This is a genomic window from Pseudomonas sp. H9 (assembly GCF_004353925.1).
In the GTDB taxonomy this organism is placed as follows: domain Bacteria; phylum Pseudomonadota; class Gammaproteobacteria; order Pseudomonadales; family Pseudomonadaceae; genus Aquipseudomonas.
The window spans coordinates 151,156-174,761 of record NZ_SMOK01000021.1 but is presented as its reverse complement, the minus strand read 5'-3'; the positions used below and the strand labels follow the sequence as shown (position 1 = coordinate 174,761).

Below are 23,606 nucleotides of genomic sequence, written 5' to 3'. Positions count from 1 at the left end.
AGCTTCTCCAGCCGCCCGCTCTTGTCGTGGTGGCGCTGATGGTCGCTGCCCTGGGCATCGACGAAGCCGAGCAGTACGCCGCAGAGGGAGTGGCGCCACGTGGTGGTATGCGCTTGGCCATCGACAGTCCAGGTATCGCTCATGGGCTTACCCGAGGCGCTGTAGCGCATCTGCTGGCTGCCCAGCGGGCCGCTGGCCGTTTCGGTGAGGGCCAGCTTCTTGTGGTAGGTAAAGTGGTGCTCGGGTTCGCCGGCGGCAAGAATACCGAGCACTTTGTGCTCCAGCGCCGCTTCGTAGGTGAAGTCGATGCGCTGGCCGTCGGCCAGAATATTGGCACAGGGTGGCAACTGATCAGGCGTGTACTCGAACCGAGTAGTCCGCCCGCCGACGCTGATCGTGAGCGGGCGGCCAAGGCCGTCGAAGGTCTTCTGGGCTAACGAATACGCAGCATCTACAAGGTGTGAGCTAGGCATGCGAAGCTCCTGCGCGGGGCTCTGGAGGTTCGACCGTCACCGACTCTGGGTGATCGCCATCGCTGTGTGCCAGGTACTTCCTGAGCACTGCCGTACCATCCGGCAGGGTTTGTCGAACAATACGTGAGTAAGCGTCGTACTCAAAACTGTTGATGAACGCCAACCCTGTCGAGGGCTTGACGCAAGTCTCTACGATGCGGTCCAGCCCATCGCGGGTGTAGTAGGTGGTTCGCACCAGCCTGCCCTTGTCGTCGTAGTACTCCGCCTGCAGAGGGCTGCCTGCCACATTGCTGTAGGTGATCTGCTTACCGCTCAGCGCACCTGAAGAGCTTTGTATCCACTGTTCGCTGCACAGGGTGACTGGGTCGTGAACGCTGTGGGTGATGACGCCGTTCGGGTCTGTCTGTTTGCTGACGCCCCCCCAGTCGTCGTACTCGATGTGAGTGGTCAAGGTCGAGATCAGCTGAAGCTTATTGGTTACCCAGGCCCAATCCCAGGCGGTCTGTTGCAGCGCCCGACCTAACGCATCGTAGCTGTTGGCTGCCACATCATAGAAGGCTGGTGGTGCCTCGGGGTCGTCGGAAGGATGATCGATGTCTTCCATCTGCTCCAGAACAACTCGACCGCTGCTATCGAACCAAGAGCGTTTGCGCTGACCGGTGACATCTGTCTCTTCCACTGCCACGCCGGGCTGGAAGGTTAATGAGGTGGGGGCGTTGAGTTGAGTAAAGCTGTCGTTCAGATGGTAATCACAGGTGCGTTCGGCGCTGAATTCCGTACCTGCAGCAATCACGGTCCGTTCGATGCGCCCGAGCAGGTCGTGTTCGTATTCGGATTTGACTCCAGCAGCGGTTTGATCCAGCACCGTCAGGCCGGTGATCAATGAGCGGGCGTCGCGGGTGCAGGAGCGATTGACAGCGTCGTCTTCGAAACCGTTGATGATGACACTGGTGTATAGGCGGGCATCGAGTATTTCATGGACGAACTGGGTGACAGTGGTCTTGCCTCCGAGGGTGGTGCTGGCTTGGGTCTGCCTGCCGTAATGCGGGCTTGTCGCATCACGGTTGTATTCCTGGGTGGTGGTCTCCAGCAGGGTATCGCCATCCCACAGCTCCTCGGTGCTGATCAAGGCATGGGCAGGGTCACCTTTAATCAATGAGGGCAAGTCTATATAGGTGTGGCAGGTAAAGAGTGTTGGTGCTGGCGCATAGCGCGTGTGCTGCGTGAAGCCGTTGCCAAGGTGGTGCTCCGCTGCGCTCAGCGGGCCGGCCACTGCCTTGTTGATGACCTGCAGAGGGGCCGGTATGACCGTTTTTTTCTTCAGGTGCCGTGCGACACCTGAGATGACCGGTGGGCATTTGCCCGGTTCCCCAGCTGCTGGGTAGTACTCGTAGAGCTCCTGCACGCCGGTTGGCTGTATAGTAGAGAGCACGTTCGCGAAACGATCGTACGTGTGTACAACCTGCTCGGCCCTGTTTTTATTGGCTTTATGGTCAACGTAGGTGGTTTTGATGCGGTGCGGAAGTTGGCACCACGGTGTTTGCTCTGGCCATGAGACCTCGTAATCGACACCATAGGTGGTTTCGACATTGGTTTCACAGGTGCCAGACACACTGTTTTCGACGGTAAGCAGATGATGCCTGTCCCAGGTTCGGGTAATGGTGGCCAGGGTTTTTGAGTGTGCGTCGATTTGCGTCTCAACAACCGAATACGTATAGGGTTCGAGCAACTGGTAGAGGTTGTCCCGCCCCGTCTGCCATCGGAACGGGCGTGCACTGCCATAGCCAAAATGATTGCGGTTACCCTGCCATTCGTAAGTACGCAACAGTGTGGTTTGCGCTGCGCCGTCAGTGCGAATCCAGCGACTCACCCGAGGGACAAAGTCCAACGGAGCATCTTTTGGCAACAGGTGTGAGGTGCTGTCGGAACTCCAGGTTACTTCGTCCGTCGCGCCCAGCGGGCTTTCTACCACTTGGGGGAGCCGCAGTTGCTGGCCTTTGCCCACTGCCCGCGTCTCGTATTGAAAGATGAACGGCGCACTCAAGGACGGTAGCTCTACTGTGCGTAACTGCTCGTTCAACAGGTTGAACTTAATCTCGGACTGATGAGCGCTGCCGGGTTCGAGCTTCAATATTGGCGAGCCGTCATTCCGATCGATTGCGGCTAGCGTGCGCTGCTCGTCGCGGACCTCGATCAAGTGGGGGATGTCGTTGAGCACCTGCCACTCAAGGTACAGCCTGCGGCCTTCTGCGCTACGAAGTTCATGAAGCAAATAGGCTCCACGCTTTTCGACCTGGCGCAGGAACTCCGTTTCGCCGCTTTTCTGTTCCACCCTGAAGCTGTCTTCATCGTGGCGGATCAGGCGAATAGCATCGAGTTTGTAATCATGAAACGCCATCCGGCCACCGATACGGGTGTCGGACTCGTCGAGGTCCACCGCGAATTGCTCGCCTGTAGTCAGGCTCAACGATGAACTGTCACCTGACAGGGTCAGTTGGGAGAGGTTCAACGACCAACCAAGCCCGAAACCGCGGTTTTGATGCGAGCTCAAGGCGCTGAACATCCACGTCAGGCTCAGTGAGGGGCCGCACAGGTTATTGGCGGCCCCGAGCGGCACACTGATGCTCAGGTTGAACTGCCCGGTTCTGGCATCGACACCGCTTTGTACGGCCTGTAAGAAATTATTGGCCTGAGTATGAATGCCCCCGACATTGAGTGGTTCAATGGGCGAAGGTGATATTGATGTTGACGCGTTGGTCATGGTCTTTATCCCAATTACGCAGTGAGGCGACGGGAATCAACAATGATGCAAGTGCCGATTCAGCATTAACTAATGGTGATCAAGTTGGCTTCGCTCGCTGGGTTTAACCAAACGTTATGACCGTTTCCGTATTGGTCGCGGTAGACCATCAGAACACCGACGTAGCTCTCCCCATCTGGGCCTAGGCTATTTGACTTTACACGGACGGCGTTTGCTTCGCCGACTGTTCGGTTAACGGCTATCGGTTGGTAGTTCAGGTGGTAGTAAAGCGTGACTGTTGTTGAAGTGTTGTTGCGCCTGAAATAGGCCAGGCTGTTTGCTTTTTTTCCTGCAATGTAGTCAAACATCCAGACAGCAGGCTCGTAGTCGCTGGACGTGATGTGGTGCTCTGCGCTGTTGATTTTTAACTTGTACAAGTCTATGTCGATAATGTCGCTTCTGAGGTCGTCTGATGCATTGGTTCGCGTCAATATGAAATTTTTTGCTGTGTAATGATAGTTTTGTTCCAGCGGGGAAATTTCGGCGGCACTGTTAGAGTTTCCAGAGCGTGTTTCTCCTCCAGGCGCCACATCTCTTTGATAGGTGTGATAAGTGACGCCGTCGTGTACCAGGCGAGCGGCGATTGTTTTGTTGGTAACTGCTTTTGTTCTGACCCAGAATGTAATTGATTGTCCCCCTTGAGCCGGTGTTGCGGCTTGATCGTTGATGGGGGCTTCGGTAGTTTCTTTGGCGATTACGCTGGCCGGAATGATATGAAAGAGTTTGTCTATTTCGCTTTGGGTGCGCGTGATGGTGTAAGCAGATGGCGACAGGTCTGCCCCGGTGTCATAGTCGACCAGTTGAATTTTGTTCAGTATGCCGTCGCTTAATTCGACCTGTTCGTTTCTTTCGTTAGTGGCGGTGATGACGACATTGATATAGGTTTGCTGCCAGCCGTTGTTATAGAGACGGCAGGACTGTTTATGGGTGTTGCTGTTAAGGCCTTTGACCTGGAAGTGGGTGATGCTGACAAACTCCTCTGCTGCAGTGTGTGTGTCAACGTGTGATTCTGTGCGGCTCTCGACTGTCAAGTTCGAGCGTTTGTCAAAGGCGCTGTCTTGAGATTCGTCGAAACGGATGGCGAGGGTATGCTGTGTGCCGAATCGGTCGAGCGCCTGGATCTTCATCGGCCCTTGTTTGTCGTAATCGGCCGAGTGGTAAGGGATCTGATTGTCTCCTTGCATCAGAACTACGATTTTGCCTGTGTTGTCATCGCTTATTTGCTTGACTTTACGTGGCGGAAATTGGCCTCCCAATGTGAGGGTGTCATTGTAGTTTACATTTCTGGAACCCGGAAAAGCGACGCCAACATGTGTAGCACGGGGCTGACTGTTGCTATGGTCTTGCCACTTGATCATGCCTCTGGATTCAGAGGCGTTTGATTCATATTTGGCCGATGAAAAGTCAATATATTTTGGTTTTAACGAGAATTCGTAAATGAATCGCTCTGGGTCTCTCTCGGAGGGGGTGGCGCTAAGAGACTCTGATATTATTTTTTTGCTCAGGTCATAATCTTCTGGAAAAATTAATTGTCGTGTTGGCTCTGAATAAAGTTTTATTTCGCTCTCTGCTTCGTCACTGGTGTAAATAGTTTCAGCGTCTTTCTCAATGCGTGCGTACAACGTAACAGTGGTTCCTGCACGTGCTTTGGTGTGGATGTAAAAAGTTTTCACGCGGCGGGCAGCGGAGATTCTGTTTTGTGCGTCGAGGAATTTTTCTAGTACGGGATTTGACTGTGGGCGGTGGCCTGGGGGCGATTGTTCATCGAGTTTCCAATGCCCTTGTGGTGTCATTACGAGTAAGGTGTTTTGACTGCCATCAGCGTTCAAAAGCGCACCCTTCATAGGTTCTACGCTAGCAGTGGAAGGAAAGTAGTCGTAATTTAAATCTTCTTCGACACTATAGAACCAACCGTCAGCTGAATGATCTTGCGGTAATGTCACGAATGAGCCGTCATTGTCTCGATACACAGGCATCAGTGTGCTGAATTGAGCGTCGGTAACTTCTTGTCCGGACCTGGGTTCGACAATCAGGCTGATTTTGATTTGTTGGCGACCGTTGTTGTACACGCGCTCGCTGCCTGAAGACACTTCAATATCAAACTCTTTGAGCCAGAGCGAGGGGTCGTCAGCTGTCTTTTTGATCGTGGTGTTTTTCATACCAGCCTATCCTCAGAGCAGTCAAAGGTGTAGGCAGAGCATAAAGCGCAGATCGTGCGTTGGCACCTGACAAAAATATCAGGTCGCTGTAAGTTCGGGCCGGTGTTTGTTCTTTAGTTGAAAGGGGTGTGTAGGGGAAGGGGGGCAAACCTTGATACGTTTTGGAAACAAAAACGCCCGGCGGTTGCCGGGCGTTCTCTGCAAAGCGAGGGTGTGAATTACTTCACTTCCACCGCCAGGCTTTCAGCGATTTTGCTCTGCCACAAGGCTGGGCCGGTAATGTGCACCGACTCACCCTTGCTGTCGACCGCGACGGTAACTGGCATGTCTTTGACATCGAACTCGTAGATCGCTTCCATGCCCAGTTCGGCAAACGCCAGCACCTTGGACTTCTTGATTGCCTGGGCGACCAGGTAGGCAGCGCCGCCCACGGCCATCAGGTAAACGGCTTTGTTGTCTTTGATCGCGTCGATGGCGGTCGGACCGCGCTCGGACTTGCCAATCATGCCCAACAGGCCGGTTTGTTCAAGGATCTGACGGGTGAACTTGTCCATCCGCGTGGCGGTAGTCGGGCCGGCAGGGCCAACCACTTCTTCGCGAACCGGATCAACCGGGCCGACGTAGTAGATGAAACGGCCTTTCAGATCGACCGGCAGTTCTTCGCCACGGTTGAGCATCTCGACCATGCGTTTGTGCGCAGCGTCGCGACCGGTGAGCATTTTGCCGTTGAGCAGAATAGTCTCGCCCGGCTTCCAGCTTTGCACTTCTTCCGGGGTCAGGGTGTCGAGGTTGACACGGCGAGCCGACGGGCCGGCTTCCCAGACGATTTCCGGGTAGGCGTCCAGCGATGGCGCTTCCAGCTCGGCAGGGCCGGAGCCGTCGAGTACGAAGTGCGCGTGACGGGTGGCGGCGCAGTTCGGGATCATGCACACCGGCAACGAAGCGGCGTGGGTCGGGTAGTCCATGATCTTGACGTCGAGGACGGTCGTCAGACCACCCAGACCCTGAGCACCGATACCCAGCTGGTTGACCTTCTCGAACAGCTCCAGGCGGATTTCTTCGATACGGTTCTGCGGGCCACGGGCTTTGAGTTCGTGAATGTCGATGGATTCCATCAACACTTCTTTGGCCATGACGGCAGCTTTCTCGGCGGTACCGCCGATGCCGATGCCGAGCATGCCAGGCGGGCACCAGCCAGCGCCCATGGTTGGCACGGTTTTCAGTACCCAGTCGACGATCGAGTCGGACGGGTTGAGCATGGCCATCTTCGACTTGTTCTCGGAACCGCCGCCCTTGGCTGCCACGTCCACTTCAACGGTGTTACCCGGAACGATGGAGTAGTGGATGACCGCCGGGGTGTTGTCCTTGGTGTTTTTGCGCGCGCCTGCCGGGTCGGCGAGGATCGATGCACGCAGGACGTTTTCTGGCAGGTTGTAGGCGCGACGCACGCCTTCGTTGATCATGTCGTCCAGGCTCATGGTGGCGCCATCCCAGCGCACATCCATACCGACGCGCACGAACACGGTGACAATACCAGTGTCCTGGCAGATCGGGCGGTGGCCGGTGGCGCACATGCGCGAGTTGATCAGAATCTGGGCGATGGAGTCACGCGCGGCGGGCGACTCTTCACGCAGATAGGCCTCATGCATGGCCTGGATGAAGTCAACGGGGTGGTAGTACGAAATGAACTGCAGGGCGTCGGCAACGCTCTGAATCAGGTCGTCTTGCTTGATCACGGTCATGCAGCGCGCTCCTCTTAAAGACGGGAACATTCAATAAGGTATTCCGACGCGGACAGGCCGAGGTGTCGAAACGACCTTTCACGGCGCGCCGACGATCTGGCTGGCGGCGCAAAAAGGCGCGGCAGTATAGCGCGCATCTGCGGTGGGCACACGTATCAGTGGTCTGACGAAGGTCGGTAAGCGACAGGCATTGTTCTTGCGTAGCACTTTTTATATGCAAAACTGGCGGTCTGACGGTTTGGGAGAGCATTGATGCCGGAGTTGCGGGTGGGCGAGCGGCAATGGACGGTGGCAGCGGGCAGCAATCTGCTTGATGCCCTGAATGCGGCAGGGCTTTCGGTGCCGTACAGCTGCCGTGCGGGCAGTTGTCATGCCTGTCTGGTGCGTTGTCTGCACGGGCAGCCGCAGGATGCGCGGCCCGAAGCCCTGAGTGAACAGCAACGGCAGTCGGGTTGGCGCTTGTCCTGCCAGTGCCGGGTCGAATCGGATCTGCAGGTTGAGCTGTTCGATCCGCTGCGCGACGGCATTGCGGCAAGCGTATTGGGGCATGACTGGCTGAGCGCGAATGTGCTGCGCTTGCGCCTGCACGCCGAACGCCCACTGCGTTACCGGGCTGGTCAGCATCTGGTGCTGTGGAATGCCAGTGGTGTGGCGCGCCCTTACTCGTTGGCCAGCCTGCCCGACGAGGAGCGCTTTCTCGAGTTTCATCTCGATTGCCGCCAGGCGGGTGCGTTTTGTGATGCGGCACGCCAGCTGCAGCAGGGGGATGTGTTGCGCTTGGGTGAGTTGCGTGGCGGGGCGCTGCACTATGATGCCGACTGGCAGGAGCGGCCGCTGTGGTTATTGGCGGCTGGCACCGGGTTGGCACCTTTGTGGGGGATTTTGCGTGAGGCGTTGCGTCAGCAGCACCTGGGCCCGATTCGTGTGTTGCACCTGGCTCATGACCGTCAGGAGCACTACTTGGCCAGTGAGTTGAATGTGCTTGCCGAGCGCCATGCCCAGCTGCAGGTCGAACTGTTGACTGCGCAGGAATTGCCCCAGGCTCTGGCTGCGCTGCGGTTGCAATCACGGCAAACGGTCGCCCTGGTCTGTGGTTCACCGGTGAGTGTCGAGCAGTTTTCCCGTCGGCTTTTTCTGGCCGGGTTGCCGCGCAATCAGTTGTTTGCCGACATTTTCAACGAACATGCCTAGTAGGAGCGGGCTGTCAGCTACACCGCTTCGCGGGGCAAGCCCGCTCCCACAGGTAGGAGCGGGCATGTGGGGTCAGACCAGCGAATCACCCACGTGCAGGATTTTCATGCCGTTGGTGCCACCGATGGTGTGGTAGCTGTCACCTTTGGTCAGGATCACCCAGTCGCCCGGTTGGACCATGCCACGTTTGAGCAACTCATCGACGGCAGCTTGGCTGACTTTTTCCGGCGGCAGTGCAGCCGGGTCGAAGGCAATCGGGTAGACGCCGCGGAACATCGAAGCGCGAGCCTGGGTAGCGCGGTGCGGCGACAGCGCGAAGATCGGCACCGAAGAGCGCAGACGCGACATGATCAGCGGGGTGTAACCACTTTCGGTGAGGGCAATGATCGCCTTGACGCCGGGGAAGTGGTTGGCGGTGTACATGGCCGCCAGGGCGATGCTTTCGTCGCAACGCTCGAAGGTGGTGTGCAGACGGTGGCTGGACTTCTGGCTGGTCGGGTGTTTTTCAGCACCCTGGCAGATGCGCGCCATGGCCTGGACGGCTTCGATCGGGTAGGCACCGGCGGCGCTTTCAGCCGACAGCATGACCGCGTCGGTGTTGTCGAGCACGGCGTTGGCCACGTCAGACACTTCGGCGCGAGTCGGCATCGGATTCTGGATCATCGACTCCATCATCTGCGTGGCGACGATCACAGCCTTGTTGTTGCGACGGGCGTGCTGGATGATCTTTTTCTGGATTGCGATGAGCTCGGCATCGCCGATTTCAACGCCCAGGTCTCCACGGGCAACCATGACCGCGTCACTGGCGGCGATCAGGCCGTCGAGGGTTTCGTCGTCGGCTACCGCTTCTGCACGTTCGATCTTGGCCACCAGCCAGGCGCTGCCGCCAGCTTCGTCGCGCAGACGACGGGCGTATTCCATGTCCGAGGCGTCACGCGGGAAGGAAACGGCCAGGTAGTCCAGGTCCATTTCGGCAGCCAGCTTGATGTCGGCCTTGTCTTTTTCGGTCAGTGCCGGGGCCGTCAGGCCGCCACCTTTGCGGTTGATACCTTTGTGGTCGGACAGCGGGCCGCCGATCAGTACCGAGCAGTGCAGGGAGTCGCTGGTGGCAGTTTCTACACGCATGACCACGCGGCCGTCGTCGAGCAGCAACTCGTCACCGACGCCGCAGTCTTTGACCAGGTCTGGATAGTCGATACCGACGATTTCCTGAGTGCCTTCGGTCAACGGGTGGGCGGTAGAGAAGGTGAAGCGATCACCGACTTTCAGTTCGATGCGCTTGTTGGCGAATTTGGCGATACGGATTTTCGGGCCTTGCAGGTCACCGAGCAGTGCTACGTGGCGACCCAGCTTTGCCGCGATATCGCGGATCAGGCACGCGCGGGCCTTGTGCTCATCGGGCGTGCCGTGGGAGAAGTTCAGGCGAGCGACATCCAGGCCGGCAAGGATCAGCTGTTCGATAACTTGCGGCGAGTTGCTGGCGGGGCCAAGGGTGGCGACGATTTTGGTACGGCGGATGGTCATGCACAGACTCCTATATTGAAGCGCAGCGAAAGGCTACTCTGGAAATTCGCTGTAGTCATTGTTCCTTTGCACTACCTGTTGTGCGAGAGAGGCAGCATTTGAACCAGTGGGGGCTTGCTGTGGGAGCGGGCTTGCCCCGCGATGCGATGTGCCTGACAGGCCGAAGTCGCGGGGCAAGCCCGCTCCCACCGAGACTGTTGGCTATAGATTTTGCAGGCAGGGCCGATAAACTGCTCAATACAGGAGATCCCCCCATGCGAGCCTTAATCGTTCTAGCCCTGGCGACCACTGTCGTCGGTTGCACCCGCTGGTCGATGGACCACCACCTGAACAACGCCTACCGAGCCTATGACCGCGGCAACTGTGAGCAGGTCATGCTTGAGCTATCGCAGGTTGACCGCACCAGTCGTGCACGGCCGTTCATCCACCCGGAAGTGTCGATGCTGCGTGGCCAGTGCCTCGAACGTCAGAAGCTCTATGTCGATGCCGCACAGACCTACCGGTATTTAATCGAGCGTTACCCGCAAAATGAGTACGCTTACCGCGCCCGCGCCCGTCTGCAGACCCTTGAGCAACTGGGCCACTATCGCAGCGGTGAAGCAGCCATTGCCCGGCCGACCTCCACCACACCTTGGCGTTAATACCAAAGAGCTCGGGGTGATTGTGACGTAAAGGGCAGGTTGCGCTAATCTTATAACTGCAACATACGCACACCCGCAGCACTAGCGCGGCCCTGCTAAAGGGTCTCCGACAGCGATTCCGATCATGATTGACGAGCGCCACATCGAGCGTCATCAGCTCCCTTACTTCCTCAAAGTCTTCAACCGCTACACCGACCAGCCGATTGGTTACCTGGGTAATGTGTCTGAAGACGGCCTGATGCTGATCAGCCAGTTGCCGATGCTGGTCGGCCCGGATTACGAACTGCAACTGAAAGTGATTGGGCGCAGCGGCGGCTTGCACCTGATCAACCTGACTGCCAGTTGCCTGTGGTGCCACGAGGATGAGACTCCCGGGCACTACGACTCTGGTTTCATGTTGTTGCAGGCGCCCTACGAGTACGCGCAACTGGTACGAGCCCTGCGTAACTATTTCAGCTTCTATCCGTTGGGGGCCTCGGCATGAGGCTGGTGATGGCTGGCGAGTAGCCCTAGACTCTGAGCGATCTTCTGTTCAGGACGGCCCCGTGAGCACCAGCATTTTCTGGCACGACTATGAAACCACCGGTATCAACCCGCGCAATGACCGACCGCTGCAAGTAGCCGGCGTGCGCACTGATCTCGACCTCAACGAGATCGAGGCACCCATCAATTTCTACTGCCAACCCAGTGATGACATCCTGCCGCACCCAGCGGCGTGCCTGGTGACGGGGATTACCCCGGCACAGTTGGCCAGCCAGGGCTTATGCGAAGCCGAGTTCATGACGCGGGTACACGCCGAACTGGCCCGCCCTGGCACCTGTGGTGCCGGCTATAACAGCTTGCGGTTTGACGATGAAGTGACTCGCTACAGCCTGTATCGGAATTTCTTCGATCCGTACGCCCGGGAGTGGCAAGGTGGCAACAGCCGCTGGGACCTGATTGATGTGGTGCGCGCCGCCTTTGCCTTGCGCCCAGATGGCATCGTATGGCCGCAGCAGGAAGGGCGCACCAGTCTACGTCTGGAGTTGTTGACGGCCGCTAACGGCATCGATCATGGCCAGGCCCATGAAGCACTTAGCGATGTGCGAGCCACTATTGCGCTCGCTCGATTGATTCGGGAGAAACAACCGAAACTGTATGACTGGTTGTTTCAGTTGCGCAGTAAACACAAGGTGATGGAGCAAATCCGATTGCTGCAGCCACTGGTACATATTTCCGGACGTTTCTCGGCCGAGCGCAATTATCTGGGCGTTGTCCTGCCGTTGGCATGGCACCCACGTAATCGTAATGCCTTGATAGTTTGTGATCTGGGCATGGACCCACAACCCTTATTGCAGGAGCCCGCTGATGTGCTGCGTCAGCGTTTATACACACGGCGCGAAGATATGGCCCAAGGGCAGTTGCCCGTGCCCTTGAAGTTGGTGCATATCAATCGTTGTCCGGTTGTTGCGCCACTTAATGTATTGCGAGCGCAAGATCAGCAACGCCTGGGGCTGGATATGTCCTTGTTTGAAGTGCGGGCTTCCCGCTTGATAGCCGAGCAGGCGATTTGGCAAGACAAATTACAGACCCTTTACAGTGAGGAGGAATTTGCTCCTTGTGAAGATCCTGAGCAGCAATTGTATGACGGCTTTATTGGAGATCGAGACAGACGCTTGTGTGAGCAAGTGCGCAGTGTCGAGCCACGGCAGTTAGGGCAGGGGCACTGGATGTTCGACGATGAGCGATTGCCTGAACTGTTGTTTCGCTACCGTGCACGCAATTTCATTGAAACCTTGAATGAGGAAGAACTGCAGCGTTGGAAGCAGTTCTGCCGGCAACGCCTGACTGATCCGGTAATGGGGGCGCCTAACACCGTCGGCGACTTTGAGCAGGCGCTGCAAGGCTACTGGGACCAGGCCACTGCAGGCCAGCGCGAATTGCTGGGGCAATGGCGTACACATGTTCAGGGGTTGAAGGTGCAACTGGGGATATAAACAACGTTCAAAAAAAAACGCCAGCAAGCTGGCGTTTTTTTCATCTTTGCAATCGCTGTGGCAGCGATGGCTAATTAACCCAGCAGGGTTGCCCAGCCTTCAACCACATCGCCACCCCACTTGGCTTTCCACTCTTTCAGGGTTTTGTGGTTGCCGCCTTTGGTTTCGATGATTTCACCGTTGTGCGGGTTTTTGTATTGCTTGACCTTGCGCGCGCGCTTGGTGCCAGTGGTTTTAACTGCGCCACGTGGGGCTTTGCTCGATTTAGCGTCTGGGTCGAGCAGAGCAATGATATCGCGCAGCGACTTCTGGTATTCGCCCATCAGGTTGCGCAGCTTGCCTTCGAACTCCAGCTCTTTCTTCAGCTTGTCGTCGTTCGACAGGTTTGCCAGGCGAGCTTGCAGTTCTTTGATGGCTTCTTCTGTAGCGCGATATTCGTTGATCAGGGACATTGGATGATCCTTGGAAATGGGGGTATCAGGTAGACAGTGAGGCAATAATAGTCAGAGCGTACTGCCAAGTAAACATTAAACTTGGCAATAATTAGCTCATTGGTTAAAGCGATTGGATAAATTGTATAAAAAAAAATTTACAAACTAACACTGGCAAAGCTCAGTTAAATTTGCGCCGTAGCCCAATCAACGCGGGCTGCAGCCGCTACTCAGGTAATCCTGGCAGGTACGACAGGATGTATGCATTGCCTACTGCAGTTTTTCCGGGCACTCGTTAGAATGAGCGCCTTTGCGAAGTATCTGGAGTCTCATTCATGCGCACCTATCGGCTGGTGATTGCTTGCCCCGACCGCGTTGGCATCGTCGCCAAAGTCAGTAATTTCCTGGCGTCCTATAACGGCTGGATCAACGAAGCGAGCCATCACTCCGATGAGCAGAGCGGTTGGTTCTTCATGCGTCACGAAATCCGCGCGCAAACCCTGCCCTTTGGTATTGAGGCATTCCGCGAAGCGTTTGCCCCGATTGCTGAAGAGTTTTCCATGGTCTGGCGTATCACCGATACCGACCAGAAAAAGCGCGTGGTGCTGATGGCCAGCCGTGAGTCTCACTGCCTGGCTGACTTGCTGCACCGCTGGCACGCCAAGGAACTGGATTGCGATATTCCCTGCGTTATCTCCAACCACAACGACTTGCGCAGCATGGTCGAGTGGCACGGTATTCCATTCTTCCATGTACCGGTCGATCCACAGGATAAACAACCGGCATTTGCCGAAGTCTCGCGACTGGTCAAAGAGCACGGTGCCGATGTGGTGGTACTGGCGCGCTACATGCAGATCCTGCCACCGCAACTGTGCCAGGAATATGCCCAGCAGGTGATCAATATTCACCACAGCTTCCTGCCTTCGTTTGTCGGTGCCAAGCCTTATCATCAAGCATCGTTGCGCGGTGTGAAACTGATTGGTGCCACTTGCCACTACGTCACTGAAGAGCTGGACGCCGGTCCGATCATCGAGCAGGACGTTGTTCGGGTCAGCCATAGTGACAGCATCGAAGACATGGTTCGCTTTGGCCGTGATGTCGAGAAGATGGTACTGGCGCGCGGCTTGCGCTATCACCTGGAAGACCGTGTGCTGGTGCATGGCAACAAGACGGTGGTTTTCAACTAAACCGTGTGAGGAGGTTGCAGCATGGCCGATCCCTTCGACAAGGCAACCTCCAAAGCTCCGCCCGTCCTGGGTGAGGGCTGCCTGAGCCGGTTCGATCCCGAAGCATTGAGCAACGATGACGGTACCGACTTCCCCGGTGCCGTCGCGCTTTGGGAGCAGCTGCATCCGCCAGGCGCAGTCCCCGAGCCTGATTCAACGGCCGGCCAACCAGGCTGATTTGGTCAGCGGTGTTCGCCCTTGGCGTAACAGCGCTTGTAATGTGTGCATCCAGTAGTGCCGGGAAGCACTATGGCGCATATCCACCGGATGCAGGCCCAGGCGTATCACAGGGGCGCTGTGCAAGCGGGAAACCTGTAGTTCACAGACGACCTTGGACACGCTGCGGCGCCAATGGCTGCGTGCACTCCAGACCAAGCCTGGAGCGGCTATCGGGGTGAAGTCCGGCAGCCGATAGAAATGCTGTGGGTCGCTGGTGTACTGCAAGGGCAGGGTCTTCAGTGCCTGACGTGTGCCTGGGCTCATTAGCCAGGCCGGGGCAACGAAGCCCGCCAGTGGCCAGTCAAAGCGGCGGAACAACGCTATTCCCTCTTCAAGGCGTTGCAGTGCGGTGGCCTGATCCAAGCGGTAGAACTCGCCCTCATGGGTATAGATACGTCGCATGAAGTAGTCTCGCACTGAGCGCGGTGGAGGGCTGTCATCGATGTGGTAGAAGCCATGCAGGACCAGTTCATCGCCGCGCTGCAGGCGTCGCTCAAGCATCTGGCGAAAGCCAGTCGCTGCTGCCAACGGGTCGCGTTTGTGAAAATCGGGTACCACCAGCCAGGTCATGGGAATCTCGCCCAAGGCATCCACTGCTTCGACGAACGCCTGGTAATCCGGCCAGGTGTGCGGTGCTACGTCGTGCAGTACCAGTAGCAGGCTTTGCGGGGATGGCGGGCTTGCACTGTGCTCAGGCATGGATCCGTACCGGCAGCTCATAGCCCAGCACCGCCCGGTAGTGAGCCAACAGGCCGTTGACCACGCTGTCCCAGGCATAGTGTTGCTCGACATGCCTGCGCGCTTGCAGGCCAAGCCTTTGGGGGGCGTCTTCGAATACTTCGCGTACCGCCCGGGCCATCGCCTGGCCGTCATTGGGCGTGCACAGACGACCAAAACGCTCGTCGAGAATCTCTTTGAATGCACCTGCGTTCACCGCAACCACAGGAATCGCGCTGGCCATGGCTTCAACAATGACCAGGCCGAAGGTTTCCTGATCACCTGCGTGCACCAGGGCGTCCGCGCTGGCCAGCAAGCGGGCGACTTCGCTGGACGGGCAGAAATGGTCGATGACGCTGACATTGCCCGGTACGTTGGAAGGCATGTGCGAACCCAGCAGCAACAAGTGGTAGTGCTTACCCAGGTGTTGCATGCAGTCGAGCAGCACCGGCAGGTTTTTTTCCCGTGAACCGCGGCCGGCAAACACCAGCAGGTGTGTGCTGTCGGCAATGTGCAATTGCCGGCGCAGCATTGGGTCGCGGTGTCGTGGATGAAAGGTGTTCAGGTCTACGCCAAGGCGCTGAACATGCACATTGCTGATACCCAGGCGGCGCAGTTTGTTGGCCATGACCTGGCTTGGCGCCAGCACCCGGTCGAAATTGCCATACAGCTTGCTGACATAGGCTTCGACATTGGGGGTGAACCAGTTACCCATACGATTGCTGACCAGCAGCGGCAGGTCGGAATGGTAGAAACCGATGACCGGTATATCGAGCTGGCGGCTCGCGTCCAGTGCTGCCCAGGCGGTCAGGTAAGGGTCGGCGACTTCGATCAGATCTGGCTGCAGTTCCTCAAGCATCTGGCACCAGGGCGCCAGGCGCAGTGGAAAACGATAGCCATTTCCAAACGGCAGCGCGGGTGCCGGTACCTGGTAGACACCGTTGGCGTGATGAGGAGATGCGCCTGGGATCAACAGGCTGTGTCGGACACCTTGGGTCTGTCCCAGTCGGCGATGTTTGGCATCAAGATAAGTACGCACGCCGCCGCTGGCGGGGGCATAGAACATAGTGATGTCAGCGATGTGCACGATCAGCATCCCTCCGAGATCGTCTTCAGGGTGTGTCGTGCGGTGATGGCTTACACCGTACGACGCGCCCTAAGGTTGACCTCTATAAAGGATAGTTTGTTCGATCGTGTTGCGAGGGGAGGGGCAGCGGCACGGGCCGCTGCCTTCGGTACTCAGATGCGGAAGCTACCGACCAGTTGTTTCAGGCGGCTGGCCTGTTGCTCAAGGTCGGCGCAGGCGCGCAGGGTCGACTGCAGGTTCTCGACCCCTTCCTGGTTAAGCATGTTGATCTCGTTGATGTCCATGTTGATCGAGTCGACCACTGCAGTTTGCTCCTCAGTGGCGGTGGCCACCGATTGGTTCATACCGTCGATCTCGCCGATTCGCAGGGTGACGCTGCCCAGACGTTCACCAGCCTGGTTGGCAATCTCGACGCTGTCCTGGCTGTGACGCTGGCTTTGGCCCATGGTATCGACCGACTCGCGGGCACCGATCTGCAACTCTTCGATCATGTTCTGAACCTGCTGGGCCGACTCTTGTGTGCGGTGTGCAAGGTTACGGACCTCATCGGCGACCACCGCGAATCCGCGACCGGCTTCACCGGCCCGGGCCGCTTCGATTGCGGCGTTGAGCGCCAGCAGGTTGGTTTGCTGGGAGATGCTGGTGATCACTTCGAGGATCTGGCCGATATTCACGGTTTTGCTGTTCAGCGTCTCGATATGCGAGCTGGACGTGCAGATCAGATCCGACAGGCGGTTCATGGCCGCAATGCTGCGATCAACCACCTGCTGGCCTTCTTCTGCCAGGTGTCGAGCCGAGCTGGCCTGCTGCGAGGCCTGGGCGGCGTTGTGGGCAATTTCCTGGGCCGCAGCGCCAAGCTGGTTGATGGCGGCCGCCACGCTGTTGGTGCGGTTGGACTGTTCGTCGGAGTTGACCATCGAGGAGTTGGAGGCACTGACCACCCTCAGGGCCACTTCGTTGACCTGCTCGGTGGCCGAAGACACTTCACGGATCGAACTGTGAATGCGCTCGACGAAGTGGTTGAAGGCCTTGCCCAGTACGCCGAACTCGTCCTGGCTGTGCAGGGTCAAGCGTTTGGTCAGGTCACCTTCACCTTGGGCAATGTCTTCCATGGCGCGGGTCATGGTGTGCAGTGGCTGCAGCAGTACGCGGATCAACAGGCCGAGCAGGGCAATGATGATGACCACGGCAACCAGGGTGGCAATCACCGCCGAGGTGCGGAACTTGCTCAGCATTGCATAGGCTTTGTCTTTGTCGACAGACAGGCCGATGTACCAGTTGGCTGAGGGCAAGCCTTTGACCGGCGCAAAGGTCAACAGGCGTGTTTCACCGTTGACTTCAATCTCACTCAAATCCTTGCTCAGGCGCGGGGTGTTTTGTGGGTACAGGTCAGACAGCGACTTCATGACCAGATTTTTGTCGGGGTGCACCAGGATCTTGCCCTGGTCGTTGACCAGAAAGGCATAGCCCATGCCGCCGAAGTTCAGCGAGTTGATGATTTCGGTCAGGCCATCCAGCGCCAGGTCACCGCCGACCACGCCGACGTTGCGCGCAGCTGTGGCCACCACCGAAATCACCATTTTGCCGGTGCTGACGTCAATGTACGGCTCGGTCAGGATCGGGCCATTGGCGGCCAGGCCATCTTTGTACCAAGGGCGAACACGCGGGTCGTAGCCATCGGGCATCTTGGTTTGTGGGCGAATGGTGAAACCACCATTGACGTCACCCAGGTACACGGTCAGGAAACTCGACACCAGAGCTTGTTGGCCCAACAGGGTGCCAACATTTTCAGCATCAGGGAACGCGGCAATGTTCTGCGCCACGTTTTGTACCAGCAAAATGCGTCCATCAAACAGGTTTTTAATGTTGGTTGATGTGGTATCACCCATCTGTGCGAGATAACTTTCCAGATCTTCGCGAATCGCATTACGCTGCAGGTAATCGTTGTACAGCGTAAACAGCGTGAATGCGATCATGACGATCAGAGAAGCGGCCAGAAGGATCTTGTGGCTGAATCGGAGGCTTTTGTTCATAACGTGTTGGTCCGCTAAGGTTTTGTTATCCGGGTCGTTCGCACAAAGAACAGTTTGAAAGCAGTGCAGGTCCTCTTTCCTTGTTGGGCTTATCCTGTCTTTCTGGTGGTCTATCGCTAATGAGATATCGGCCGAATTGTTTCAAAGCTTAAACAGAGGGTGAAAAAACATGCCTGACTCTTCGCAGTTCATTCTCGGGGCCGATCTGGCCGGACAGCCAGTCGCTCAAGCCATGCGACTGGCCAACCGCCATGGTCTGGTTGCCGGTGCCACCGGTACGGGTAAAACCGTGACCCTGCAACACATGGCCGAGGCCTTTAGCGATGCAGGCGTGGCGGTGTTCGCCGCTGACGTCAAAGGTGATCTGTGCGGTCTGGGCGCGGTGGGCAACCCGCAAGGTAAAGTGGCTGAGCGCATCGCCGGTATGCCTTGGCTCGGGCATCAGCCGCAGGCTTATCCAGTCAGCCTGTGGGATATTCATGGGCAGTCCGGTCATCCCTTGCGCACCACGCTCAGCGAAATGGGCCCGCTGCTGCTGGGCAACCTGCTGGAGTTGACCGACAGTCAACAGGCTGCACTGTATGCCGCGTTCAAGGTCGCTGATCGCGAAGGCTTGCTGTTGCTTGATATCAAGGACCTCAAAGCGTTGCTGGCGCACCTCAAGGACAACCCGCAACTGCTCGGCGAAGACAGCGCGTTGATGACCACCGGCTCCAGCCAGGCCCTGCTGAGGCGGCTGGCGACGCTGGAGCAGCAGGGGGCCGAAGCCTTGTTCGGTGAACCGGCCTTGCAGCTGGAAGATCTATTGCGCCCGGATGCCGACGGCCGTGGCCGTATTCATCTGCTGGATGCCAGTCGCCTGGTGCACGAGGCGCCCAAGGTCTATGCGACCTTCCTTTTGTGGTTGCTGGCTGAACTGTTTGAACAGCTCCCGGAGCGGGGGGATGCCGACAAGCCACTACTGGCACTGTTTTTCGATGAAGCGCACCTGCTGTTCAACGGTACGCCCAAAGCTTTGCAGGACCGTCTGGAGCAGGTCGTTCGGCTGATTCGCTCCAAGGGCGTGGGTGTGTATTTTGTCACCCAGTCGCCAAGCGACTTGCCGGATGATGTCCTGGCACAACTGGGCTTGCGTATTCAGCATGGATTGCGAGCGTTTACGGCCAAGGAGCAGAAATCGCTGAAGGCTGTGGCCGAGGGTTTCCGTCCTAACCCCGATTTTGACACCTTAAGCGTACTGACCGAGCTTGGCATTGGTGAGGCGTTGGTGGGGACGTTGCAGGAGAAGGGCACGCCGGGCATGGTCCAGCGTGTGTTGATCGCGCCGCCGCAGTCACGCATCGGGCCGTTGAGCGAGGCAGAGCGTTCAGCCCTGATTGCCGCGTCGCCGTTGGCCGGGCGCTATGACAAACCGGTAGACCGTGAGTCGGCCTATGAAATGCTCAACGCTCGCAAGGGCGGTGTGGCGCAGCCTGAGCAGGCACCGCCGCCGGCAGCTGCCGAGGAGAGCCTTGCTGACAAGGCTGGGGAGTTTCTGCAAAGTGCGGCAGGGCAGGCGATCAAGTCTGCCATGCGCCAGGCGGCTAACCAGTTTGGACGCCAGTTGGTGCGCGGCTTGATGGGCTCGTTACTGGGCAGCAGCAAGCGCCGCTAGCCTTTTTTGTGGGAGCGGGCTTGCCCCGCGATTGCGTTCTTTCAGTTACATCCTATCGCGGGGCAAGCCCGCTCCTACCGGTATAAAAAAGGCGCCTGAAGGCGCCTTTTTTACTGCAGTCTGGTTCAGACGATGAACTTGGTCGCAATCCAGAACAGGCCCGCCGACAGGGCTACCGTTGCAGGCAGGGTCAGGACCCAGGCCAGCAGGATGGTCTTGACGGTGCCGCCTTGCAGGCCGCTCTTGTTAGCGACCATCGTACCGGCCACACCCGACGACAATACGTGGGTGGTCGATACTGGCAGGCTGAAGATGTTGGCCATGCCGATGGCGCAGGCTGCGGTGATCTGGGCCGACATGCCCTGGGCATAGGTCATGCCCTGCTTGCCGATTTTCTCACCGATGGTCAGTACCACACGTTTCCAGCCAACCATGGTACCCAGGCCCAAGGCCAGGGCGACCGCGAGAATCACCCAGAACGGAGCGTACTCGGTGGTGGCGGTCAGGTCTTTGCGCAGTTTGTCCAGGTCGGCCTTTTCACGGGCTTGCAGGCCTGGCAGCTTGCCAACTTTCTTCGCCGTGTCGTCCAGGCAGAGCAGGTAACGACGTACTTCAACACGCTTTTCCGGGGTCAACGAGCGGTACTCGGTTACACCTTCAAGCGACTTGAGCAAGGCTGCGATGGTCGGCTCGGTTTGCTGCGGGTTGCAGCTGAACTGCTCTGGCAGGTCGCCATTCTTGGCTTTGCCCAGCGCCAGGAACTCACCCAGGGTGGCTTCGTTGCGCTGATAGAACTGGCTCAGGTGCAGGGTTGCGTCGCGGGTACGCTCGATCTGATAGGTCGTGCTGTTCAGGTCGAGTACGAACTGCGATGGAACGATACCGATCAGTACCAGCATGATCAGGCCGATACCTTTCTGACCATCGTTGGAGCCATGCACGAAGCTGACGCCCATTGCCGACATAACCAGCACCAGGCGGTTCCAGAACGGTGGGTGCTTCTTGTCGTCGAGTTTGCGACGCTGTTCAGGCGTTTTGTGCATCTTCGACAGTGGGCGCCACCATTTCAGCCCCAACAGCACCAGGGCAGCAACGGCAAAGCCAGCCATGGGCGAAAGCAGCAGGGACACGCCGATATCGACTGCCTTTTGCCAGTTGACGCCGTCACCCAGTGGAATGTCGCTGATCAGGGCGTTGGCCAGGCCAACACCGAGGATCGAACCGATCAGGGTGTGGGAACTGGACGCTGGAATACCGAAGTACCAGGTGCCCAGGTTCCAGGCGATGGCGGCGGCCAGCAAGGAGAACACCATAGCCAAACCATGGCCGGTATTCACATTGATTAGCAGTTCTACCGGCAGCAGGTGAACGATGGCGTAAGCCACGCCGACGCCGCCGAGCAGCACACCGAGGAAGTTGAACACCCCGGAAAAGAACACCGCCAGGTGAGGGGGCATGGCTTTGGTATAAATGACTGTAGCTACCGCGTTAGCGGTGTCATGAAAGCCATTAATGAACTCGAAGGCGAGTACGAAGGTCAAAGCAAGCACGAGGCTCACCAGTACCCAGGCATCAAGTCCGCTGAATAAATCGATCATGAAGGTTTTCTGACCCGGTCATAAGGGGGCGCGATTATGCCAGAAATCCCTGCTAATCGATGCACCTGCCGCTGACCGGTTCCGGCTGCCCCATGACTTTTTCAGGAAGGCATGTGCCGGAAAAGGCTACGGAAAACTCAGCTAAAATCGGTAAAAATCCAGAAAATTTAAGGATTTACCGAAAGTCGCATGACGAATGAAAAATTCAAACATGCGTATGAAATTTGTGAGAATCCGTTACCACTCGCGGTAGGGCTGTAACGATCAGCCCTATCCGAACTTTCTCAAGTACCGCTCATCCGGCCGTCACGGCGCAAGGACGAGTCGGTTTCAGGGCTCGTCCGCCTTGAGTTCTTTTTCGATTTTTTGCAGTTCCTGGGCGAATGCCTGGTCAAGAATGCTTGCGCGTTTACGCCAGGGCTTGCGCTCTGGGTCGGGTTGGGCGGCGTAGGTGGTGACTTCCCCGCCGTAAACTTCCTTGTAACGTTGTTCCTGGCGCTCAAGTTCTGCGCGCAGTTCGTCTTTCGTCACAGTGCTACCTGTTGGTTATGAATAAACTCTGGCGTTAACGCGTCAGCGGTTACGCGAGTGCGCAACATGCACGTGGCTACGCTACCAGAGCGTAGTTACTGTCGCAGCAACAGTCTATGTTCTGCATGCACGTCGGGTGTAACAATAAATCGTTCATTGTTACGACGTTTGCTTCGGGCTCTGCCACTTCGGTTTCAGGGAGTGCGGATTGGATCCGACATAGCCCGACCGAACAGAAGTGTCAGAACGCGATTATAGCAAGCAAGTTGCACTATTGTATAAACAGGTTGTTTCGCCAATGACAACAAAGAGCGGTCTTTGTTGCGAGCTTGTTAAAGCACAGCGCTATTTGACCGCTGAGTTAAGCGCTGGTGCCAAGCAAATCAAAAAGTTCTTCAACGCGTGAAGAGAATTACTGGCTTGCAGAATGGAGAAAAAAACGGCCTCGCTTCGGGGGCAAGGCCGTGCCTGGGACTTCTACGGTGGGTACCTGACCAGTCTCTCCAAGAAGCCACATTGTGGCAGTGGAAAGGTATAAGCAATTGAGGGTGGCGGTCAATTGCGATTATCGGTCGTTGGTTCGATAATCGCCCTAGTGATCGTGTTGCCGAGGTGAACCATGACAGAAGAGACATCGCCCAAAGGGGCCGGATTGAACGATCAGGTGCGCAGTTCGTTCGCATCGGTGGCGCCGCCCATCGTTGCTTCACCGGCCCGGCGCATTCAGGCGTTCACCGGTGATCCTGACTTCATGACTTCGCTGGCGCGTGGCCTGGCGGTGGTCCAGGCATTCCAGGAGCGTAAGCGTCACCTGACCATCGCGCAGATCAGTCACCGTACGGAAATTCCCCGTGCTGCCGTTCGTCGGTGTCTGCATACCTTGATCAAACTGGGATACGCCACCACTGACGGTCGCACCTATTCGCTTCTACCCAAAGTACTGACCTTGGGGCACGCGTACTTGTCGTCCACGCCATTGGCGGTGTCGGCCCAGCCTTACCTGGACCGTATGAGCGACCAACTGCACGAGGCCTGTAACATGGCCACGCTCGAAGGCGATGACATTCTTTATATTGCGCGCTCGGCGACGGTGCAGCGGCTGATCTCTGTCGATCTTTCGGTAGGGGGGCGATTGCCGGCCTATTGCACTTCTATGGGGCGGATCCTGCTGGCCGCTCTGGACGATGCCACCCTTCATGAATACCTGGAGCACGCCGACCTGCAGGCCAAAACCAGTCGTACCATTCATGACCCGGTGGCACTGCTCGAATGCCTGCAACAAGTCCGTCAGCAGGGGTGGTGCGTGGTCGATCAGGAACTGGAGCAAGGTCTGCGATCGATTGCCGTGCCGGTCTACGATGCATCCGGTCAGGTATTGGCCGCCCTCAACGTCAGTACCCATGCCGGTCGGGTCAGCCGCACCGAGCTTGAACAACGCTTTCTGCCGATCATGCTTGCCGCCAGTCGTGACCTGAGCGCTCAGCTGTTTGCCTGACATTTACGTTCCTGTTCGATAAACGCACAGTGTTGCGTTTATCGAATTGCGCAGTATTCGACCTCTTATTAATGTCCTTCGCACCGATCGATCAGCCTTGATCGGTTGT

The 23,606-nt window shown here is 57.3% G+C and carries 19 protein-coding genes and 1 pseudogene; 8 read left to right on the top strand and 12 right to left on the bottom strand.

What is annotated here, in order from left to right; all coding sequences use genetic code 11:
• From E1573_RS16925 to E1573_RS16910, 4 genes are all read right to left on the bottom strand, one after another.
• On the bottom strand, positions 1-473 hold a 473-nt coding region (locus tag E1573_RS16925; protein ID WP_133215724.1), incomplete at its 3' end, for a hypothetical protein.
• Positions 466-3,234, bottom strand: coding sequence for an RHS repeat domain-containing protein (locus E1573_RS16920; protein ID WP_133215723.1), 2,769 nt, complete (start codon positions 3,232-3,234; stop codon positions 466-468). The genes E1573_RS16925 and E1573_RS16920, both read right to left, overlap by 8 nt.
• Positions 3,235-3,299: 65 nt before the next feature.
• Positions 3,300-5,432 (bottom strand): hypothetical protein, encoded by a 2,133-nt coding sequence (locus E1573_RS16915; protein ID WP_133215722.1) that lies wholly within the window; start codon positions 5,430-5,432, stop codon positions 3,300-3,302.
• Between the two features lie 218 nt (positions 5,433-5,650).
• Entirely contained in the window at positions 5,651-7,174 is a 1,524-nt protein-coding gene (locus tag E1573_RS16910; RefSeq protein WP_133215721.1) for a fumarate hydratase, read from the bottom strand.
• A gap of 252 nt (positions 7,175-7,426) precedes the next feature.
• Here E1573_RS16910 and E1573_RS16905 point away from each other — a divergent pair, with 252 nt between their 5' ends.
• The gene (locus tag E1573_RS16905) at positions 7,427-8,365 is read left to right on the top strand and encodes an iron-sulfur-binding ferredoxin reductase (protein ID WP_133215720.1); all 939 of its coding nucleotides are present in this window, start codon (positions 7,427-7,429) and stop codon (positions 8,363-8,365) included.
• A gap of 72 nt (positions 8,366-8,437) precedes the next feature.
• Here E1573_RS16905 and pyk read toward each other — a convergent pair whose 3' ends face one another.
• The gene (gene pyk, locus E1573_RS16900; RefSeq protein WP_133215719.1) at positions 8,438-9,889 is read right to left on the bottom strand and encodes a pyruvate kinase; all 1,452 of its coding nucleotides are present in this window, start codon (positions 9,887-9,889) and stop codon (positions 8,438-8,440) included.
• Positions 9,890-10,143: 254 nt separating this feature from the next.
• On the opposite strand from pyk, the gene E1573_RS16895 reads away from it, so the two are divergent.
• From E1573_RS16895 to sbcB, 3 genes are all read left to right on the top strand, one after another.
• Entirely contained in the window at positions 10,144-10,530 is a 387-nt protein-coding gene (locus tag E1573_RS16895) for a tetratricopeptide repeat protein (protein WP_133215718.1), read from the top strand.
• 124 nt (positions 10,531-10,654) lie between these two features.
• The gene (locus tag E1573_RS16890; protein WP_133215717.1) at positions 10,655-11,014 is read left to right on the top strand and encodes a PilZ domain-containing protein; all 360 of its coding nucleotides are present in this window, start codon (positions 10,655-10,657) and stop codon (positions 11,012-11,014) included.
• 61 nt (positions 11,015-11,075) lie between these two features.
• Positions 11,076-12,506 carry an exodeoxyribonuclease I gene (gene sbcB / locus E1573_RS16885; protein WP_133215716.1) on the top strand — a complete coding sequence of 477 codons (1,431 nt, stop codon included), beginning with the start codon at positions 11,076-11,078 and terminating at the stop codon, positions 12,504-12,506.
• 74 nt (positions 12,507-12,580) lie between these two features.
• Here the strand turns inward: sbcB and mvaT are convergent, their stop codons facing one another.
• Positions 12,581-12,958 carry a histone-like nucleoid-structuring protein MvaT gene (mvaT, locus tag E1573_RS16880; RefSeq protein ID WP_133215715.1) on the bottom strand — a complete coding sequence of 126 codons (378 nt, stop codon included), beginning with the start codon at positions 12,956-12,958 and terminating at the stop codon, positions 12,581-12,583.
• A 314-nt stretch (positions 12,959-13,272) separates the two neighbouring features.
• Here mvaT and purU point away from each other — a divergent pair, with 314 nt between their 5' ends.
• Positions 13,273-14,124 carry a formyltetrahydrofolate deformylase gene (purU, locus tag E1573_RS16875; protein ID WP_028943351.1) on the top strand — a complete coding sequence of 284 codons (852 nt, stop codon included), beginning with the start codon at positions 13,273-13,275 and terminating at the stop codon, positions 14,122-14,124.
• Between the two features lie 21 nt (positions 14,125-14,145).
• Positions 14,146-14,340, top strand: a complete 195-nt coding sequence (locus E1573_RS16870; protein WP_133215714.1) for a hypothetical protein — start codon at positions 14,146-14,148, stop codon at positions 14,338-14,340.
• Here the strand turns inward: E1573_RS16870 and E1573_RS16865 are convergent.
• From E1573_RS16865 to E1573_RS27255, 4 genes and pseudogenes are all read right to left on the bottom strand, one after another.
• Positions 14,317-15,081: a DUF2334 domain-containing protein gene (locus E1573_RS16865; protein ID WP_133215713.1), complete on the bottom strand. Its 765-nt coding sequence runs from the start codon at positions 15,079-15,081 to the stop codon at positions 14,317-14,319. The genes E1573_RS16870 and E1573_RS16865 overlap by 24 nt on opposite strands.
• Entirely contained in the window at positions 15,074-16,195 is a 1,122-nt protein-coding gene (locus E1573_RS16860; protein WP_133215712.1) for a glycosyltransferase family 1 protein, read from the bottom strand. Before E1573_RS16860 ends, E1573_RS16865 begins: the two co-directional genes overlap by 8 nt.
• 143 nt (positions 16,196-16,338) lie before the next feature.
• Positions 16,339-17,103: a methyl-accepting chemotaxis protein gene (locus E1573_RS27260; protein WP_371925179.1), complete on the bottom strand. Its 765-nt coding sequence runs from the start codon at positions 17,101-17,103 to the stop codon at positions 16,339-16,341.
• 93 nt (positions 17,104-17,196) lie between these two features.
• Positions 17,197-18,162 (bottom strand): annotated as a pseudogene (locus E1573_RS27255) (cache domain-containing protein); the annotation flags it as partial.
• A gap of 226 nt (positions 18,163-18,388) precedes the next feature.
• Here E1573_RS27255 and E1573_RS16850 point away from each other — a divergent pair.
• Positions 18,389-19,873 carry a helicase HerA-like domain-containing protein gene (locus E1573_RS16850; RefSeq protein WP_133215710.1) on the top strand — a complete coding sequence of 495 codons (1,485 nt, stop codon included), beginning with the start codon at positions 18,389-18,391 and terminating at the stop codon, positions 19,871-19,873.
• 125 nt (positions 19,874-19,998) lie between these two features.
• Here E1573_RS16850 and E1573_RS16845 read toward each other — a convergent pair whose 3' ends face one another.
• Together E1573_RS16845 and E1573_RS16840 are read right to left on the bottom strand one after the other, a co-directional pair.
• Positions 19,999-21,471, bottom strand: a complete 1,473-nt coding sequence (locus tag E1573_RS16845) for an inorganic phosphate transporter (protein ID WP_133215709.1) — start codon at positions 21,469-21,471, stop codon at positions 19,999-20,001.
• Positions 21,472-21,801: 330 nt separating this feature from the next.
• On the bottom strand, positions 21,802-22,002 hold the full coding sequence (locus E1573_RS16840) for a hypothetical protein (RefSeq protein ID WP_133215708.1): 201 nt from the start codon (positions 22,000-22,002) through the stop codon (positions 21,802-21,804).
• Between the two features lie 619 nt (positions 22,003-22,621).
• Between E1573_RS16840 and pcaR the strand changes: the two genes are divergently transcribed.
• Entirely contained in the window at positions 22,622-23,497 is an 876-nt protein-coding gene (pcaR, locus tag E1573_RS16835; protein ID WP_177494588.1) for a pca regulon transcriptional regulator PcaR, read from the top strand.
• The last annotated feature ends 109 nt before the right edge of the window (positions 23,498-23,606 follow it).